Annotated in this window: 18 protein-coding genes; 5 read left to right on the top strand and 13 right to left on the bottom strand. The window is 35.6% G+C overall.

What is annotated here, in order from left to right; all coding sequences use genetic code 11:
* Positions 1-34 precede the first annotated feature (34 nt).
* From ACRXC1_RS04630 to ACRXC1_RS04615, 4 genes are all read right to left on the bottom strand, one after another.
* Positions 35-436 carry a hypothetical protein gene (locus tag ACRXC1_RS04630; RefSeq protein WP_433656890.1) on the bottom strand — a complete coding sequence of 134 codons (402 nt, stop codon included), beginning with the start codon at positions 434-436 and terminating at the stop codon, positions 35-37.
* Between the two features lie 99 nt (positions 437-535).
* The gene (locus ACRXC1_RS04625; protein ID WP_433656888.1) at positions 536-2,038 is read right to left on the bottom strand and encodes a hypothetical protein; all 1,503 of its coding nucleotides are present in this window, start codon (positions 2,036-2,038) and stop codon (positions 536-538) included.
* Between the two features lie 89 nt (positions 2,039-2,127).
* Positions 2,128-2,469: a hypothetical protein gene (locus tag ACRXC1_RS04620; RefSeq protein ID WP_392907147.1), complete on the bottom strand. Its 342-nt coding sequence runs from the start codon at positions 2,467-2,469 to the stop codon at positions 2,128-2,130.
* A 69-nt stretch (positions 2,470-2,538) separates the two neighbouring features.
* Positions 2,539-3,444, bottom strand: a complete 906-nt coding sequence (locus tag ACRXC1_RS04615; protein WP_433656886.1) for a MerR family transcriptional regulator — start codon at positions 3,442-3,444, stop codon at positions 2,539-2,541.
* A gap of 82 nt (positions 3,445-3,526) precedes the next feature.
* Between ACRXC1_RS04615 and ACRXC1_RS04610 the strand changes: the two genes are divergently transcribed.
* From ACRXC1_RS04610 to ACRXC1_RS04595, 4 genes are read left to right on the top strand one after another with little or no spacing between them, the layout of a single operon-like run.
* On the top strand, positions 3,527-4,915 hold the full coding sequence (locus tag ACRXC1_RS04610) for a TIGR01777 family oxidoreductase (RefSeq protein WP_433656884.1): 1,389 nt from the start codon (positions 3,527-3,529) through the stop codon (positions 4,913-4,915).
* Between the two features lie 18 nt (positions 4,916-4,933).
* The gene (locus ACRXC1_RS04605) at positions 4,934-5,467 is read left to right on the top strand and encodes a lipocalin family protein (protein WP_392907140.1); all 534 of its coding nucleotides are present in this window, start codon (positions 4,934-4,936) and stop codon (positions 5,465-5,467) included.
* Positions 5,468-5,487: 20 nt separating this feature from the next.
* Complete coding sequence (locus ACRXC1_RS04600; protein WP_433656882.1) at positions 5,488-6,444, top strand: YbgA family protein; 957 nt, start codon at positions 5,488-5,490, stop codon at positions 6,442-6,444.
* A 1-nt stretch (position 6,445) separates the two neighbouring features.
* A complete protein-coding gene (locus ACRXC1_RS04595; protein WP_433656880.1) occupies positions 6,446-7,753 on the top strand; it encodes a cryptochrome/photolyase family protein in 1,308 nt (435 codons plus the stop codon).
* Here ACRXC1_RS04595 and ACRXC1_RS04590 read toward each other — a convergent pair.
* The 9 genes from ACRXC1_RS04590 to ACRXC1_RS04550 form a co-directional block, all read right to left on the bottom strand.
* Positions 7,750-8,154: a hypothetical protein gene (locus ACRXC1_RS04590; protein ID WP_392907132.1), complete on the bottom strand. Its 405-nt coding sequence runs from the start codon at positions 8,152-8,154 to the stop codon at positions 7,750-7,752. The two genes, ACRXC1_RS04595 and ACRXC1_RS04590, sit on opposite strands and share 4 nt — an antisense overlap.
* 86 nt (positions 8,155-8,240) lie before the next feature.
* Positions 8,241-9,635 carry an ATP-binding protein gene (locus ACRXC1_RS04585; RefSeq protein WP_433656877.1) on the bottom strand — a complete coding sequence of 465 codons (1,395 nt, stop codon included), beginning with the start codon at positions 9,633-9,635 and terminating at the stop codon, positions 8,241-8,243.
* A gap of 61 nt (positions 9,636-9,696) precedes the next feature.
* A complete protein-coding gene (locus ACRXC1_RS04580; RefSeq protein ID WP_433656875.1) occupies positions 9,697-11,217 on the bottom strand; it encodes a S8 family serine peptidase in 1,521 nt (506 codons plus the stop codon).
* Positions 11,218-11,296: 79 nt separating this feature from the next.
* Positions 11,297-11,740 (bottom strand): hypothetical protein, encoded by a 444-nt coding sequence (locus ACRXC1_RS04575; protein WP_433656873.1) that lies wholly within the window; start codon positions 11,738-11,740, stop codon positions 11,297-11,299.
* A gap of 92 nt (positions 11,741-11,832) precedes the next feature.
* Positions 11,833-13,236 (bottom strand): ATP-binding protein, encoded by a 1,404-nt coding sequence (locus ACRXC1_RS04570; protein ID WP_433656871.1) that lies wholly within the window; start codon positions 13,234-13,236, stop codon positions 11,833-11,835.
* Positions 13,237-13,352: 116 nt separating this feature from the next.
* Complete coding sequence (locus tag ACRXC1_RS04565; RefSeq protein WP_433656869.1) at positions 13,353-14,759, bottom strand: sensor histidine kinase; 1,407 nt, start codon at positions 14,757-14,759, stop codon at positions 13,353-13,355.
* A 65-nt stretch (positions 14,760-14,824) separates the two neighbouring features.
* Positions 14,825-15,238 carry a DUF899 family protein gene (locus tag ACRXC1_RS04560; RefSeq protein WP_433656867.1) on the bottom strand — a complete coding sequence of 138 codons (414 nt, stop codon included), beginning with the start codon at positions 15,236-15,238 and terminating at the stop codon, positions 14,825-14,827.
* A gap of 129 nt (positions 15,239-15,367) precedes the next feature.
* Complete coding sequence (locus tag ACRXC1_RS04555; protein ID WP_433656865.1) at positions 15,368-16,225, bottom strand: LysR family transcriptional regulator; 858 nt, start codon at positions 16,223-16,225, stop codon at positions 15,368-15,370.
* 83 nt (positions 16,226-16,308) lie between these two features.
* The gene (locus ACRXC1_RS04550) at positions 16,309-16,635 is read right to left on the bottom strand and encodes a hypothetical protein (protein ID WP_392989095.1); all 327 of its coding nucleotides are present in this window, start codon (positions 16,633-16,635) and stop codon (positions 16,309-16,311) included.
* A 184-nt stretch (positions 16,636-16,819) separates the two neighbouring features.
* On the opposite strand from ACRXC1_RS04550, the gene ACRXC1_RS04545 reads away from it, so the two are divergent.
* Positions 16,820-17,974, top strand: coding sequence for a phosphatase PAP2 family protein (locus ACRXC1_RS04545; RefSeq protein WP_392989094.1), 1,155 nt, complete (start codon positions 16,820-16,822; stop codon positions 17,972-17,974).
* Positions 17,975-17,977 lie beyond the last annotated feature (3 nt).

The following is a 17,977-nucleotide window of genomic DNA, read 5'->3' as shown; positions in this document are numbered from 1 at the left end:
TAAAAAAGGCCTCTTTAAGAGGCCTTTTATCTTTTTAGTATCCTAGTTTATCGTAAACAACTTCTTCTTGCTCAGTCACACAATCTGTAACCGCAAAGTAAAAATCATTCTTTAATCTTGGCCAACCATTGCGAGAAACTTCAATCATTTGATCATACTTTGTATACCCTTTGATTTCGCAAGTTGCTTCATATTCTGTAGCCGAATAAGAATCATCATATCCCCAAACTTCATCTAGAATAACAAAGTCTAGAACACAAGAGTTTGTCTCGGCATTACACTTGAAAGTATCAAATCGAAAATTGAAATCACCTTCACACCAAGTGTCCCCACAGATATTATCAATCTCTGTTACAACTCTACTTTCTTCTTGAGCCGTTAAAGTATTTGCAAAAATTGATGATGCAAAGAATGCTAGAATAATGATTTTTTTCATGACTGATCTCCCAAATAATGATTTTTCGGGAATATAGGATGCGACACATTGTATGTAAATCCTATTAATAGTATTTACACGATCTAATTATTAGATAAATTAAAATAACTGCTCTATCATCTCAACTCCACGTGCAAGCTTACTAGAAGCTTCAGAGTCTCTTTCATTTCGATCCGCAATATCTCTTAAGTCACTAGATTTAATCTTCTTAGAGAGCTTAAATTTGGCCGTCGTGGCCTTCTTATCCACAAAGCCTGTAATTACGGCCGAAACATAGGCTTCATTCACCTGTGCGATGAAATCATTAACAGGACGGTATCTCTTGGCCTCTTTAATAAGCTTCTTTATTCGAGCTCCATCTTCAGAAACCTTAAGGCCTCGCTCCTTCATTTGTCGCATAAACTCCTGCATAACCCCTGCCCCACGCGTGGCCAGTCCAAGAAAAACTGAATCAATATTTTTTTGATTCACAGGAATACGACTTATATTTTTATAAATAAAAATTTCGGCACTAATTAAACCAGTCTCACTAGAAAGTGTTGCCATATCTCTTAAGTAGTTTGGGTCAATTTCATTTTTAGGATCATAGGCCCCTAGACAAATATTACAGGCCGAAACCTTAGCTGACTTATTATCAGAGAAACAACAAACTTCACAACCATAGCTCACATCAATCCCATGTCCATGACGATAGCCAAGATTATGTAGCAGCTCATGAAAGACAACTCCTTCAAGCTCATCTCGAGGAGGACCGTTTTTAATTGAATTTAAAAAGCCAGATTTCATCTTTGGATTTAGAGAGACATATGGCCCATTGATTCCCAGGCTCTTTAGCTTGTTACTTCCGACAGAAGCATTAGCAATCGTTCCATCCCAAGAGTAATCTTTCTGATGACAGATTATCGATGTGGGCCTGACCTTACCACTTAATTGAATATTTAAAAGATTAATTATATTTGCGATCTCAGCTTTTGCCCCAGTCTCTTTATTATTAGTACCAAGTTCTGAAAGACAACTCATTCCTTTATCAAGAGAGTTTCGCATAAGAGTTTCAAAATTATCATCACCAAAGTTATCAAGACAACTTTTATGGATATTTACTCCTGGCGTGAATTCATAGAAGCCATTATTGAGTTTTTCAAGAATTGGATCAAAATCGGAGATTAGGCCATCAAGAGAATTGATCGAATTTAAAAAGCTCTCATATGAACACATATTTACATCTTCACTATTTTGAATATTTTGAATTCTTTTTTCAACCGCCAAAACACGCTTACCATTTTCAATACGGTAGAGTTTGTAAATAGACTCATTATCAAGATTCTCAATTAACTCCACTCGATCAAATTTTAAATCGAAATTATTATCCGATTCAATCGTCGTAAGCCCACCCTCGACTTTCATTTGATAATCAAATTTTCCATCGTAATTACGATCATTGAAATGTTCAATTAAGCGCTGATTTTGATAGCGAAAGATATTATCAATCTTTCCGTCTTTATTATCATCGAATTCAAAGGCCTGCCTATCTTCTGACCTGGCCAAGATGCTAGAGAAGAATAGAATAAGAAAGATAAGAGTTTTTGAGTTTGAATTCGTCATGATATTTATTTATCGGAATAATCATGAAAAAAATGACAAAAAAGGCCCACAATTGTAGGCCTTAAGTATATGAAAATATGTTATCTAGATTACCATGTGTTGTAACAACGTTGGCGACTTAACTTCTTTTGAGTTTGGTTATAGTAGATTGTGCAGCTATGGTACTCATAGTGAAGCATAAGCTTAACATGGTGATCCTCTTCCTCACCCACTGGCCAAAAGTTTGGAGCGTGAGAAACCTGTAGGTCCCAAAGACGATCAGCTGTACAAAACGCTTCCACAGAGTCGTAATTTAATAGATCAGCAGTGAATTGGATTGCTTCAACCTTAACTGCATCGTTTTCAAATCTTAGGCATTCATTTGATCCGTTAATGGCAAATACTTGCGTGCTTACAAAGAGCGCCACTAGCATCATAATTGTGTTTTTCATTTTTCCCCCTTATAAAAGTGAGGAAGTTTTACCCATCAAACAATAATATGACAAAACATATTGCGTTAATTAGGCTGCATTAGCGAGAAAACTACTATCAAAGGTTTGAAAGTCACTAATAATTGACACCAACTCAATATTTTTGAATTCAGGAAGCTCAATTGGATAGCCTCCACCAATAACCACTTCTATCTTTCGCTCAAGCTTCTCATCGATTTTTTGCAGATATGGAACAATACTTTTGAAATAGTCCCAGCTATCAGATGAGACAGCTCCTAGAATAAGCCCTTTGCAATTTAGGGCATTAATGGCCTCAGCTAAGCATTCAGCAGGATTTGCGGCACCAAGATAGAATGTTCCCACTCTTCTTGTTCGACACAAAATATCTGCAATCATAATCGAAAGCTCGTGAAGGTTTCCCTCTGGTGTCGCCAGAACATAGCGTCCCTTTGTATCGTTATTTGGAAGTCTAATCTGCCCAATTTGATCACGTATAATCGTCGAAATTATATGCTCTTGAGTAACACTGTAACTTCGCTCAAAAACTAGTCTTCCTATCTTTCTCATAACAGGTAGAACTACTGAAAAGATAAAATCTTGAGCACTAAGACTTAGTCGCAAGAACTCAATTTCATTTCTCACATCTTCAATTTCATATTTAGCTAATGCAGAAAAGAGCTTATCGACTGATTGTTCGACCTTGTCCTCTTGCGACAAGCTTGACTCACTAATAGCAAGGCTCAACTCTTTGAGCTCATCTAGTGATAGATTGGCCACCTTAGAGATGGTTTGACCCGACTTTATAAGAGAGGCGATAATCTTGGCACGGGCAAGATCTTCTGGGCCATACAAACGCTGACCGGCCTCATCTCGTGTTGGGCTAAAAGCATTATATCTCTTCTCCCACATGCGAATTGTGTGAGGTTGAACATTACAAATACCTGATATTATTCGGATTGCTACATTTTGCTTCATTTTTTACCTCAATATCTCACAATTAAGTGTTTAAGTATTGTATATTGTATTATATATACAAGACCTATACAAGGAGTAATTAATGGGAATTCTAATTACTGGTGCAACAGGGCTTATTGGCCGTGAATTAATTCATGAATTGGCCATTCATGGCCATGAAGATATTCGTGTTCTAAGTCGCGCCCCTAAGAGAGCTCAAGCTTCTTTTAATATTCCAATAAAATGTTTCTTCTGGGATCCTGAAAAGGCTCAGATTGATAAAGCGGCCTTTGATTCGGTCCATACTATCATTCATCTTGCTGGCGAAAATATCGGAGCAAGAAGATGGTCGAAAAAACAAAAAGAAAAGATCATCAATTCACGCGTGCTTTCAACTCGCCTACTCGTGAATACAATTAATGAAAATAAAACTCTGCCGATTAAGAAATTTATTAGCGCAAGCGCCATCGGAATCTATGGCAATCGAAGTGGAGATCAAGTCTTAGATGAGAAAGCAGACTTTGGAAGTGACTTTCTCGCTAAGACTTGCATTGCTTGGGAAGAAGAAACGTCCAATATCCAAAACAAAGAAATCATCGTCAATCATGTCAGGACAGGAATTGTCCTTGCTAGAGATGGTGGTGCTTTAGAGAAGATGCTTATTCCTTTTAAACTAGGAGTAGCCGGAAAATTAGGAAGTGGTGAACAGATGATGAGCTGGATTCATCTTTCTGATATGGTCTCGATCTACCGCTTCTTAGTAGAAAATGACTTTAGTGAAAGAGTATTCAATGCTGTAGCACCTAAGGCCCACTCAAATTCTAATTTTACTAGAATCATGGGTAAAGTTTTAAAACGTCCAACTTTACTTCCAGCTCCAGGATTTGCCTTAAAGATTGTTCTCGGTGAAATGGCCACCCTTGTTCTTGATGGCCAAAATGTATACCCTAAAAATCTTTTAGAGAAAGGCTACAAATTCAAATTTGACCACCTTGAAGATGCACTTACTAATCTCGTTGGGCCGGAAAAGGAATTTAAACAAGTACAATGGGTCGAGCACCCATTAGATGAAGTTTTTGACTTCTTTAGTGACGAGAGAAATCTAGAGACAATTACACCTGACTCTCTAAGCTTTAAAGTACTTGGAAAAAGTACTGAACAGATTGAGGCCGGAACAATCATTGATTATAAGTTAAGCCTCTACGGTTTACCATTCAAATGGAAGACAGAGATTTCCAGCTTCGATCGAAACAAAGAGTTCACTGATACACAACTGAAAGGGCCATATAAGAAGTGGGTTCATACTCACGGCTTTAAGAAATATGCGAATGGAACATTGATGACTGATAATGTTTCTTACAAAGTTCCTATGGGAGAGATTGGAAGTATCTTTGCGGGAGCATTTGTTAGAAAAGATATTAATAAAATTTTTAATTATCGTAGCCAAAAATTATACAAAATTTTTGGTGAGACTGATAACCATGTTGAATAAAATTATAGAGGAGAAAAAATGAAGAAGCTCATGTTACTTATTGCCATTTTATCTAGTTCACTTACTTTCTCTGGATCTTCACTTCCCCTAGATACAGTTGATTATGTCGAGCTACAAAAGTACCTCGGTAAGTGGTATGAAATTGCCCGCTTTGAACAAAGCTTTCAAAAAGGTTGTGCCGCAGTTACTGCTAATTATAGTCTGCGCAAAGATGGAGACATTGAAGTTCTAAATACATGTCGCCAAGACTCTCCATCAGGAGAATTAAAGACGGCCAAGGCACGAGCTTGGGTTGTTGATAAGGAAACAAATGCAAAACTTAAAGTTCAATTCTTTCTACGTGGAATAAAACTTCCAATCTTTGCTGGAAATTATTGGATTTTAGAACTAGGTGAAAATTATGAATATGCCATGGTTGGTGATAATTCAAGAAAGTATCTATGGATTCTATCAAGAACAAAAGAACTTGATGAAAAGATTTACCTTGAACTAGTTGCCAAGGCGAAGGATCTTCACTTTGATACATCTAAACTAATTAAAACAAAGCACTAATCAATATTAAGGAGAACCCAATGTCTTTACGACCAAAAATTGCCATTAGCTCTTGTCTATTAGGTGAGAATATTCGCTATAATGGCGGTCACTGCCGTGAAGATTGGGTTTTCTCTGAACTTTCAAAGTTTGTCGATTTTGTACCCGTGTGCCCTGAGTTTGAAATGGGTCTAGGGGTTCCACGAGAAGAGATTCACTTATTCAAAGTAGATAAAGACTCTAACGAGGTTCGTTTAAGATCGAAGTTTTCAAAAAAAGATCTTACAGATGAGGCCCATGATATTTATCAAAAAATTCAAGAACGGATTGCACGTGAAAAGATAAACGGCCATATCTTCACAAGAAAATCCCCTACTTGTGGAACAGATAATGTAAAAACAATCACACTTAGCGATGAAAACTATGTCACAAAGTCCACAGGACTTTATGCTCAATACATCATGGAGGCAATGCCGAGCCTTCCTTATATCGATAGTGGGAGAATTAAGAACCTTGAATTAAGAGAGAATTTTGTAAAAAAAATCTTTTCACATTTAAGATTTCAAGAGCTCGATGGTTCAATTAGAGAACTTCAACTCTTTCATCAAATGTATAAGTATTCCATCATGGAGCATAATCAGAATAATTTAAGACAGCTCGGAAGCATCGCTGCCAATCACGAAAAGCTTGATGCTAGTGAAGTCTATATAAAATACTTTGATCTCTTCATGAAGACTTTAGATATTCTTCCCACAAGAAAAAATCGTCTTAATGCCTGCTTTCATGTATTTGGATACTTTAAAAAAGATCTTTCTTCTCATGAAAAAGATATTCTTATCAAAATGATGGAAGATTATAAGAATGGCATTTCCAACTATCTAACAGTGAACTCATTTTTAAATATTCTCACAAATACACACAAGAAAACTTATCTTCAAGACCAGTATATTTTTGGGCCATATCCAAAAGATTTGAAGTTATTAAAGAATATTGCATAAGATGAAAAAAAAAGAAGAAGTTAATATATTTTGGTTTAGAAGAGACCTGAGGTTAAAAGATAATCGAGGACTTCTCTATGCACTTCAATCAGAAAAGCCTGTTATCCCAATCTTTATTTTTGATAAGAATATTCTTTCAAAACTTAAAGATGAAGACGATCTAAGGGTTAGCTTTATCCATGATGCAATCAAAGAGATCAAAGTAGAGCTCAATGATATGGGTAGTGATATTTTAGTCTTTCATTCTACTCCTGAAGAAGCTTATAAAAAGTTATGCAAAAACTATAATATAGGAGAAGTCTTTACTAATGAAGACTATGAGCCCTATGCAATAAAGCGAGATAATAAAGTAGAACAAATACTTAAGAAAGAAGATATCAAATTCTCTCGTTACAAAGATCACTGTATCTTTGCCAAAAATGACATTCTTAAAGAAGATGGTAAACCTTATGTTGTCTACACCCCATTTAAGAATAAATGGCTTTCAACACTTGCACCAAAAGATATCGCAACAATTGAAACTCATAAGTACTTTAGTAATTTTCACAAATTTAGTACAAAGAGTTTTCCAAGCTTAGAAGAGCTGGGCTTTATCTATAACGAGAAGGTAAAAGATCAAGTTAAAACGATAAAAGGCAAAGTGATTGATAGCTACGATCAAAACCGCGATATTCCAGCACTAGATGCAACTTCAAAGTTAGGAATTCATCTTCGCTTTGGTACGGTCTCACCTAGAAAATGTGCACAAGTTGGTTTTAAAAGGAATCAAGTTTGGCTAAGTGAATTAATTTGGCGAGAATTTTTTATCCAGATCATGTACCACTTTCCTCATGTTATTGATGGCCCTTTTAGAGAAAAGTATAGTCAAATTAAATGGAATAATAATAAGAAGCTATTTAAGAAGTGGTGTGAAGGTAAAACTGGATACCCTATCGTTGATGCTGGAATGCGAGAGCTAAACGAAACTGGACATATGCATAATCGTGTTCGCATGATAGCAGCTTCTTTTCTTGTCAAAGACTTACTCATTGATTGGCGCTGGGGAGAAGAGTATTTTGCAAGAAAGCTTAACGACTTTGAACTGGCCTCTAATAATGGCAATTGGCAGTGGGTTGCCGGAACAGGTTGTGATGCAGCTCCATACTTTAGGATTTTTAACCCTTACACTCAGCAGAAGAAATTTGATCCTGATTTTAAGTATATAAAAAAATGGGTACCTGAATATGGAACGTCAGAATACCCAGATGAAATCATTGATCATAAAATTGCTTATCATGAGACTTTAAAAGCCTATAAGGCCTGTAATTAAATACTTACACATGGTCCGATGTTACGAGTGACGTTGAAGTCTGATCCATAATCATCACTTAGATTATATTCGACAACAACTTCATCATTTGAGTATTCATCAGCTGCAAGATGCTCATCACAACTAAGAACTTCAATACGATCATGTGAACCTTGATAATAGCGTCCATTCATATCAAATGCTGCTTGAAGGATAAGATTGCAAACTTGCTTTGCATCCCCTACATAGCAGAACTGACGTGCTCTAATCGAATCACTTTCATCGTAATTGAAACTAGAGTCACTAAAACCAATAATGGCACCTAGCTTCGAGTCAGATGTTATGACAAATGTTGAATTTAATGGATTTGCAAATGCAGTAGCTGCACTCACAAAAATGAGTGTAATAAAGATGTTTTTCATATTGAGCTCCCTAATACTAAATATGCTTGGCAATTTCTAGCATGGTAGACTCAATAAATAAAATATTTAAATAATCTTAACGAAATCTAAAAATTAATAACAAAAGTTGTATTCTCACTCTCGTTATCGATAAATAACTTATAACCAGAGCGTTCTATAATCTGTTTCGTAATAGCAAGTCCTACACCGTGACCATCACCAGATTTCTTTCTTGAATCACCTAATTCAAAAATCCCTTGCTGGGCCTTCATAGGAATACCTGTTCCGCTATCAACGATCTTAATAAAGCGCTCTGAGGAAGATGTAACAACCTTAATCCAAGGTGAGTCCGTAGATTTTACCTCATCTAAAGAATTTTTAATTAAATTAACTAAGCAAAGACTTAACTCAGTCTCGTTTCCTTCTATAGCAAAGTCATCTATTTCAATATCAACCTTTACACTATGGCGTTCAATCTTATCACTTACAAGCTCTAATGCTTCCTGTGTGATTTGGGAGATTGAAATCTTCTGTTTTGAAGAAGAGTAATTTTTTTTAAAAATATTCATATAGAGGTCTGTTACCTCAAGGATTTTGCCAATATGGCGACGTAACTTTTGTGTATAAGGAGATAGTTCCGTATCGATCATCTTATCAAGTCGATCATTTGTCGTATTTAGAACAAAGAGATGATTTCTAATATCGTGAGCAATACTTGCTGAAGCAAAACCAAATTGAGCAACCTTAGAAAGCTTAACCATATCTTTTTCAAGGTTATACATCTTAGTAAAGGCCAGGTCTTGATAATACATATTAAAGCGCATTGATTCGAATACGTAACCGAGGTAATAAATTGGAACGAGGTAACCGACCGTTTCAGTTCCAATCATCGTATCCCAGCAAGAGACGAATAAAGTGAGTAGAATACCGGCCTTGAAAAGATACTCCTTATCTTCTCTCTTATTAAGTTCACGCCAAATCACAACCGTTGTATAAAGAATTGTAATAATTCCGAATAATCCAACAACGACAACTAAATTGCTTGGGTAAATTGTTAAATTTAAGGCCTGAGTAAAAAGAGTTGTCGGCGGGGTTTCACGAGGAATAAACATGAGGTCAATATCAGTGAGCAGATAGAGGAAGCCTCCAACGACCTGGAAGATTGAATGACCAATACAAAAAACCTTCGCTGGTTTTAAGAGTTTTAAATCATGGCCAAGAAAACCTTCGATGGCCTTGATATAACAATAGTAAGTGAAGTATGCGAAAAACCAGTACGTAAGAAGTAGAAAATTTGATAGCTTAATATCTGTAATATGAGTATTAAATGCAATTAGGATAGCGTATGAGCCCGCACTTAAGCACATAGCGATATGCCAGAAGACCTTGCGACTAAGTAACTTCCTAGAGGTATAAACCCCTATTGAAGCTTGGTACAAGAAAAACGCAAATGCGAAGGTCGTTACATATCTAGTAATTACCTTATATTCTTCGATGCTCATACAGTAAATATACTATATTTAAAATAATTAAAACACCTAAAAATGCCTGATTTTATTAAAATTATCTCAAGACAGTTGGTAAAGGTCTTATAACACCAAATTTTGACTCAATTATGTTCTTCTTAATACTCTGCTCTTTCATGAGCTCAACGATCTCTAATGCGCTCATATTCGGATTTTGCTCTTTAAGATGTGCTGCCATATTAAGTGCCATCGGAGATGCCATCGAAGTTCCAGAATGACGAATCTTCATATCACCAAGAAGAGCGGCCTCAACTTTTGTTCCAGGGGCAAAGAAGTCAACATAGTTAGAGCTATAGTTTGAAAAGTCGGCCATTTCATAATTTTCATCACTTCGCCACTCACTATCCGTGGTTGCTCCAATCGTTATAACATTTGGATAAGCGTAGCAAGCTGGATACATACAATCACGACTTCCATTTAAGAAGCGACCATCATTTCCTGCGGCTACAAAGAAGACTACATCAGGGTTATTTAAAAACATATTTTGAAGACTGCGATAAGTTTTACGATCCACAAGTCCTAAGGATTGATGAGGAAAAGAAAAACTCATATTCACAAAATCGACTTCTGAGTTTTGTAGTTTTTTAGAAATCATATCAAGATACTTCGACTCTCCAAAGTCTCCTGCAAAAGCAAGAAGAGAAGCAGATTTTAGCCCCTTAAGTGCAATTGAGGAAACATGGGTTCCGTGAGAAGTGATTGGACCAGTAGTCCCTTTGGCCTTAATTGTCTCAAAAGGAATTCCATAAATACCGGCCTTCTGACTTGAGGCACCACCCGTACGAGGTAAGAAGCCAGAAAAAGGGTTCATAAACTTTATATCGCTATCTCCATCAAAATGGACACCTAGAACATTATCAACAAAGCCGTCACCATCACTATCTTCCTCATTGAAAGACTCGATCGAGTTGATGAGAATATGATCTTGAATATCTTGGTGATTATGATCGAAGCCAGAATCAATAACTGCAATCTTAACAGTTGCATCACTAGGTCCGCCTGTAACCTCACCTATTTTATTTTGAATATAATCACCAATTTTAACGTCATTATTATTAAAGACATCAAAACCAATGATGCGCTTGTCATCATAGATAAATTTATAATTAAAGTCCTCACCGTCAGGACTAATAACTTTTCTTTCAACAATTGTATCATCTAAAATTGTATCGATACTTTCTAATGCATGTGTTCTCTTATCAAAACCAAACTCTTTAAGAATAATTTCTTGAGAACCAATCCTTTTAATTAAAACCTTAGATTGGATATGATTATTTTGAGTATTAAATACCGTTTTATAAAAAACTGAGTCACTTTTGTATTCGTAAGTAATACTTGAGATTTGCTCTCCTTCTATCGTATAGAAGTTTTGCTTTATCAGTCTACTATCTAAAAAGAATTCTTCGGATGAGATTTTTTTATTCTTTTCAAAGTATTTAGAAATACTTTTCTTTGCACCGTCAATACATGTTTTGACATTACCATCTAGAGTACATGACTCTGCCGCTAAAATATTTGTAACTGAAACTAGGGAAATAAAAAAAGGGATTATTTTCATAATCCCTTTATATCTTAATTTTGAATATTATATTTGAACTTTGAAAAAACTATGTCCAAGGTTAAACTTTAGACACTTCTTAATTTAGTTCACAAGTATAGTTAATCTTATTCTTCTTAAATAAGAAACAACGGTAGCTAATATCAATTGAAACTGAATTATCGTCAATTACAATTTTCTCTTTGTAATTTGAAGCTCCACCGAAATCACCACAAGCATCACCACCTGGACGATTAGAATTTGTTGAAACTAAAAGTGTATCATTATCTAAAAGCTCGGCACTATCTAGAAGAGCAACAGAAACTGGATTTGCATATAATTCAGGAGTATCAAACTCTACTCTTACAGCGTCACTATCACTCTCAACAAGAACCGTACAATTTCCTCTTTCTTCTCCATTCATCATAACCTTTCCAGATTTACCATTTAGGTCATTTAAATCTGAAACGAAGTTATCTAGATTAGAGTTTGCAGATACGTTTGCAGAAAGTGCAATTAAGACAGCTAAAGATAGTAATTTCATATGATTCTCCTTAAAATTTTAACGTTTTATAGAGAATCTTATACCGAAAAAATAAAATTTAATCAGCTTAATATGTAATATTAACCTACCTGTCAAAAGTTTATGATAAAGGTTGTATTGGGCCCATTTTGGTCCAAATCCAGCTCAAATCCGGCACGCCCTAGTAATTCCTTAGTGATAGCAAGCCCAATACCATGGCCCCCATCGTTATTCTTAGTTGTATAGCCTAGTTTAAATAGCTCCCGTTTACTGACGTTATGTATTCCACTTCCACAATCAATAATCGACAATTTTCTCTCTTTAGCGTCTGAAATAAGCTTTACCCAAGGAGAATCATATTTTCCATCCATTGAAACTTCCTCCAGCGCATTTTTCAGGATATTAACCAAACAAATTGTCACTTCTGTTTGATTACAACTCAATTCGAAGTCTTCAATTTCAACGATTAACTTCACCTGTGCTTTATCAAATTTTTGTTTTACCAATTCCAGAGCTTCTTCAATCACGATACCAATTGTTGTTTGAGCTTTCTCATTATTGGTATTTTTCTTAAAAACATTCATATAGAGATCTGTAATCTCAGTAACTTTATTAGTGTGTTTATCAATTGATAAGTAGGTATTTTCAATATCGATTGGCCTCTTTTTAATTAGTCTTTCAACAGACGTCTTTATAACGAAAATATGATTTTTGATATCATGAGCAATACTGGCAGCAGCAAAGCCAAACTGCGCAATTTTAGATAATCGTATAACCTCACTCTCAAGATTGTACACTTTTCGATAACTAAGGTGGCGATAATAGACATTAAACCTCACCGCCTCAAAAGCATTTCCAAAGTAATAAAGTGGTAAAATCGCCCCCGTTACCTCAAGTCCAAGTAATGAATCATTTAAGACCACTAAAAAGCTTACAATTATACCAATTCGTAGAAAGAGTTCTCTCTTTTTTAAGCGGTTTAATTCAAGCCAAATCATAGTACATGAGTAGAAAACAACCATAGCACCTAGTCCGCCAAGAAGTTTCCCCATGAGATTTGGGGAGACATTAAAGTGCATTGTTTTAGAAAAGAGGTTATCTTTTACGTAATTATGATTATCAAAGAGAAAGTTATAGTCAAAAACAAGCGTCGAAAAAGAGCATATAAGAAGAATCGATACAAAGATTAAGCAGTAAAGTTTAGCAAATGAAAGTCCTCTAACTTTGTGACCAAAATAAACTTCAACAGTTCGCAAATAACAGTAAAAAGACCCATAAGCACAAATCCAAAAGACTATAAGAATGAAGTCGGAGAGCTTTTGGTTAATAAAGTGAGTATTAAAGGCAAAGACAAAACAATAGCAGGCCGTTGAAAAACACATTGCTGCCGGCCAAAGAATATTACGTTCTCTTATCTGATAATAATTCGTTAGACTCGCAAAGAATTGATAAACGAAGAATGAAAAAACAAAAGTCGTTAAATACCTTGTGAATGATATATATAAGTCAAGTTCCACAAACGTTCCTCAAAAATTAATGACTTACTCTACAGTATAGTAGCTATCAGAAAAAAATTACTTGAATAACCAAAAGAACTTGAATTACACAAAGGATATCAAGCACTTACAATGCTTTATTCAATAAGGTCAATCGTAAAGGTTGTATTGGGTGTTTTTTCATTTAGCCACAAATTAAAGCCGGAGCGACTTAAAAGCTCCTTTGTGATGGCCAGCCCAATTCCATGGCCACAGCTTTCCTTATTATGAGTGAAGCCAAACTCAAAAATATGCTTAGCAGTACTAGGATCAATTCCACTTCCACTATCCACAACGTGAATTGATTTATCATAACCTTTAAAAATTAACTTCACCCATTTATCTTTGTCTTCATGGCCTTGCACAGCTTCAAGAGCATTTCTTATGAGATTAACAACTGAGATGACTATTTCTGTTTTATTACAGTGAATGATAAAATCATCGGCCTCAATTTCAAATTTCACCTCACTGGCCTCAAATTTAGGAGTCACTAATTCTTTAATATCTTGAATAATTTCTAAGCTAGAATAGTCCTCTTTGTTTGAGGCAATATTATTTTTAAAAATATTCATATAGAGATCAGTTATCTCAAGAAGTTTATCATTGTGTTTTAAGATTTCCTCATATGCCCTCTCCTTATCTTCGATTTTATTTCGAAGAAGTGAGCTAATCTTTACCTTGATAACAAAGATATGATTTTTAATATCATGAGCAATACTTGCAGCAGCGAAACCAAACTGGGCCACCTTAGAGAGCCTAATGACTTCCTTTTCTAGATTAAATAGTTTTTCAAAGGCAAGTTTTCGATAAAAGAAATTAAATCTTACGGCCTCAAAAGCATTTGCTAGATAATAAATTGGAATGAGTGCCCCTGAAACCTCTAGGCTTAAGCATGTGTCATTGATGACAGATATTAAAGTTAAGACAATCCCAATTTTTAATAAGTATTCTTTTGAATTTGATTTCTCTAACTCTTTCCAAATAACAGCACTTGCAAAGAAGACAGAAAGAGCACCAAGGCTGCCGACAATTTGTCCAAAGACATTCGGAGACATTGCAATCTGTGACGACTGATAAAAGTATGACTCATTTACGAGACTCTGACTTGTAAAGATAAAGCTATTATCAAAAAATATATAAGATCCCAAAGAAACGAATTGAACAATAGTGAGGATAAAGATAATAACCTTCGGAGCTTTTAAGAACTTTAAGCTCTTACCTAAGAATGCTTCAATTGCATGCATATAAGAATAGAAAGCGATAAACGCAAAAATCCATAAGAGATTTAAAATGGCATTTGACGTCTTGATATCTGTGACATGGGTATTTATAGTGAAAAACAGACAGTACAGGGCAGAGAAAAGGCACATCTGCGTATACCAAAGACTAGAACGTTCCTTAATAGTGTAAGAGCTAACCAGTCCTGAAAAGAACTGATAAGTGAAGAAGGCCATGAAGAATATCGTAAGATAACGAGTAATATGAATATAGATATCAAGGCTCACGCCATCTCCCTCTCAGCAGTATACACAAATATTATGTACCCTACATATCAAACATTCAAGAATTACTATCGATTCTCACCCCCATCATCCATGTGCTCAGGATACTTCCAATAACTATACTGCGGAGTCCAGTCACTCGAAGAAATTCCCGCCAATGCTAGAATATTCCACATTGAGCAAAACTCATCCCCTGGACCGAAAACCGCAGAATAATTTCGATAGATCTTAGTGCCAAATTTTTGAAAACAGATAATTCCAGACATATTCACCTCACCCGCAACGACACTTAGTTCTTTTATATAATCTCCTCCCCCATGAGATAATATATTTAAGCGCCACCCTCTCTCATTTGCAAAGTGACGTTGAATTTCTGGATCATCTTTGGAAACCAAAACCAACGAACACACACTCTCAATATGAGAGACAAGTCCGTTAATTCCATCTCCCCACAACGTGTAATAACGGAATGCTTGTCTCATATTATGAATCACAATAGGTTGATCTTTACGTAAAGCTTCAACCTTTCCATATAATCTCCAATCGAATGTAGATATATTCAATTGTGGATACGGTGCTGTCAATTTACGAAAAGGTAAAGAATAGGAAATCTATTTTAAACAATTGATTAATTCTGTAATGAGCTTTTTCGTATCTCTATTTTCAAGATAATTTTGCCTGACACAAATATAGATACCATGACTACTTTCTTTCTTCTTATAGATCTTTAGTTTTTTAGAGTCATTAAAACTTGAAGAGGGAACAACACAAAAAAGACCACCAACTTCACAGAGTGTCAGCATTGCTTTGTGAGAGTTTACACAGCCGATTACTTCAAACTTAGATCGCCAACTCTTTCCAACAGATCGAGATAAGAAGTTTTCAGTATAAAGATCTTCTTTACGATAAGTAACAAGTTTTCTATTTTCTTTGCTATCTTCATTTAGAGGGCCAACTAAGTACGTCCCATCACGACAGACCTCAAAAGCGGCCAAGCTTTTTTGTGTCGGAATAACATGGGTCATTATAATATCTAACTCTCCTACTTGTAGTTTCTCAATAAGGTTAATGGCAGAATCAAAATGTAAATCAAAGTGACCAATATTCTCCCTATCGTGTAATTCACTTAAGGCCGGCAGAAGAAACTTCTCCCCTGCTTCAAAAATACTTCCTACCTTTAAATCAATTCTTTGTGCTTTATTTTGAATAGCGCCACTTATTGTATTGAAGCTTGGCAAAACTTGATCAAGAAATGCCTGTCCCTTAACGGTTAGAGAGGTTGTTTTATTTGATCGAACAAAGAGCTCATAGCCCAGCTCATCTTCTAAGAGCTTGATCTTACGAGAAATTGCAGGTTGAGAAGTATTAAGCTCTCTTGCTGTTTGCGAAAAATTTAAGTTCTGCCCGAGATGGCAAAAAACTTCAATGTAATTGAGGTTGATATTCATGCCATCTTCATACCATATCATTTTGATATTTCAAACAAGCACTTATACTATTACATGATTGCGTATTATGAAAAAAAAGGGAGCATCAAGCTCCCTGTATATTTTTAGTAGCAATAAGCGTTTTGAGTTAGGAGAACCTTTTTTGAATCTACTAGGTAAACCATTTCCTGCTCACAATCAGTTTTTACAGGAACATAGATTTGCTCACCTTCATCATAGTAAACATCAGCAGTCTCTTCTGACCATAGTACATTGAAGAAGACTTCTTTATCTTCTGCACTACTATTTGAGTAGTATACGTAAGTCTTTGGACCAAAATATGCTTTTGCAGTTTTTTCAACAGCTTTCTTTGCTTGTGCAATTACTGAACTTGAAACAGGTGCTGCAACTGAAGTAAGTGATAGAATTGCTACCATTAATAATTTTTTCATCTTAATCTCCTCATAGTTTTTTTGTCTAAATAACAATCTTTCTATTTAAACGTCTACGAGTAATCGTAGGTATGTAATTTATTCTTCTAAATATTTTAGATACTTATACTGTCTATTTTTTTGACTCCCCCATGATAATTTACACTTAACACCACTTACATCATCTCTAAGTTATAGTGCATGCATGAAAAATATAAGAAAGATCGTAACTAAAGGTATCATTTTATCAACTCTCGTATCGAGTGCTTTTGCACAAGAGAATAACTACTTCTGGAAACAGGAGTCATTTAATCCTCTCCAAGAAAATTGTGAGTGGCGCTATGAAGGCTGTGTATCAGTAGATGAAAACCAGATTGATATGCGTTCTCAGGCAAAGAGGATGCTTGATGAAATCTACAGCTGTAAGAATACTATTCAAGGTTGTAGCGACGAGGAACAAAAACGTATTGATGATATGGAAGGGATTAAAGGGCGTATTGGGAATGAGACCATCCGTGGTGGAATGAACCCAAAAGAGTTCTCAGACTTTCTAAGAAAATACGACCCTAGCGATAATAAAAAGGGATACTTTATTCCACTTGGGCTAAGTGATAAAGAGGCCCTTATGCTAGCAGCTTCTACTTCACTAGGACTTGTTATGTTTTCTTCAGATGAAGAAACAATGGACTTTATACAAGATCATAAGAATGGTTTCACAGAGAAACTAGTTTATCCTACAAATAATCACGAACGTCTCATTATGGGAGGAGCTGCAGCAGGTTCTTACTTCATGGGAGTTGTTCTTGAAGATGGAAAGCTTAAGAAAGCAGGACTTTATGTTGTCACATCTCAAATTGCGACACAAATTGTAACTGAAGGATTTAAGAAAACATTTGGCCGTCAAAGACCAAATAAAGACCTTGGTGCTTATGCATTTGGAACAGAAGGAAAGTCATTCTTCTCCGGGCACTCTTCAGGAGCTTGGTCTTTTGCAACAGTATTTGCAGAAATCTATAAAGATAATAAAGTTGTTCCATACTTAGCCTATGGAGTTGCGGCACTGACTTCTTATGGACGTTTGCATGATAGAAAGCATTGGTTATCGGATGTATTTGCAGGCGCTATCGCAGGCCATCTGATTACAAAGCTTGTTATCAGAATGCATGAGAATGATGATAGCGAAGGCGGACTTATGGTATTTCCTAGTTGGAATGCTGAATCTGGTACCTTCATGGTTAATTTTGAATGGACACCTAAGAGAAAGAACTCCCAAGGTGAATTCAAGTGTAAAAAAATGCCAGAAGGAAAAGAAAAAATCCGCGCTTGTATCTATGAAGCGTACTTAAGATCACAAAACTAAAAA

It is taken from the genome of Halobacteriovorax sp. GFR8, from assembly GCF_050955245.1.
GTDB lineage: Bacteria > Bdellovibrionota > Bacteriovoracia > Bacteriovoracales > Bacteriovoracaceae > Halobacteriovorax_A.
The sequence above is the reverse complement of the archived record's forward strand: the minus strand, read 5'-3'. Positions and strand labels throughout refer to the sequence as shown.

Excerpts from the sequence above, each read along its gene's own strand:
- ACRXC1_RS04630 (WP_433656890.1), bottom strand. The coding sequence starts at position 436 with ATGAAAAAAATCATTATTCTAGCATTCTTTGCATCATCAATTTTTGCA.
- ACRXC1_RS04625 (WP_433656888.1), bottom strand. The coding sequence starts at position 2,038 with ATGACGAATTCAAACTCAAAAACTCTTATCTTTCTTATTCTATTCTTC.
- ACRXC1_RS04620 (WP_392907147.1), bottom strand. The coding sequence starts at position 2,469 with ATGAAAAACACAATTATGATGCTAGTGGCGCTCTTTGTAAGCACGCAA.
- ACRXC1_RS04615 (WP_433656886.1), bottom strand. The coding sequence starts at position 3,444 with ATGAAGCAAAATGTAGCAATCCGAATAATATCAGGTATTTGTAATGTT.
- ACRXC1_RS04610 (WP_433656884.1), top strand. The coding sequence starts at position 3,527 with ATGGGAATTCTAATTACTGGTGCAACAGGGCTTATTGGCCGTGAATTA.
- ACRXC1_RS04605 (WP_392907140.1), top strand. The coding sequence starts at position 4,934 with ATGAAGAAGCTCATGTTACTTATTGCCATTTTATCTAGTTCACTTACT.
- ACRXC1_RS04600 (WP_433656882.1), top strand. The coding sequence starts at position 5,488 with ATGTCTTTACGACCAAAAATTGCCATTAGCTCTTGTCTATTAGGTGAG.
- ACRXC1_RS04595 (WP_433656880.1), top strand. The coding sequence starts at position 6,446 with ATGAAAAAAAAAGAAGAAGTTAATATATTTTGGTTTAGAAGAGACCTG.
- ACRXC1_RS04590 (WP_392907132.1), bottom strand. The coding sequence starts at position 8,154 with ATGAAAAACATCTTTATTACACTCATTTTTGTGAGTGCAGCTACTGCA.
- ACRXC1_RS04585 (WP_433656877.1), bottom strand. The coding sequence starts at position 9,635 with ATGAGCATCGAAGAATATAAGGTAATTACTAGATATGTAACGACCTTC.
- ACRXC1_RS04580 (WP_433656875.1), bottom strand. The coding sequence starts at position 11,217 with ATGAAAATAATCCCTTTTTTTATTTCCCTAGTTTCAGTTACAAATATT.
- ACRXC1_RS04575 (WP_433656873.1), bottom strand. The coding sequence starts at position 11,740 with ATGAAATTACTATCTTTAGCTGTCTTAATTGCACTTTCTGCAAACGTA.
- ACRXC1_RS04560 (WP_433656867.1), bottom strand. The coding sequence starts at position 15,238 with ATGAGACAAGCATTCCGTTATTACACGTTGTGGGGAGATGGAATTAAC.
- ACRXC1_RS04555 (WP_433656865.1), bottom strand. The coding sequence starts at position 16,225 with ATGATATGGTATGAAGATGGCATGAATATCAACCTCAATTACATTGAA.
- ACRXC1_RS04550 (WP_392989095.1), bottom strand. The coding sequence starts at position 16,635 with ATGAAAAAATTATTAATGGTAGCAATTCTATCACTTACTTCAGTTGCA.
- ACRXC1_RS04545 (WP_392989094.1), top strand. The coding sequence starts at position 16,820 with ATGAAAAATATAAGAAAGATCGTAACTAAAGGTATCATTTTATCAACT.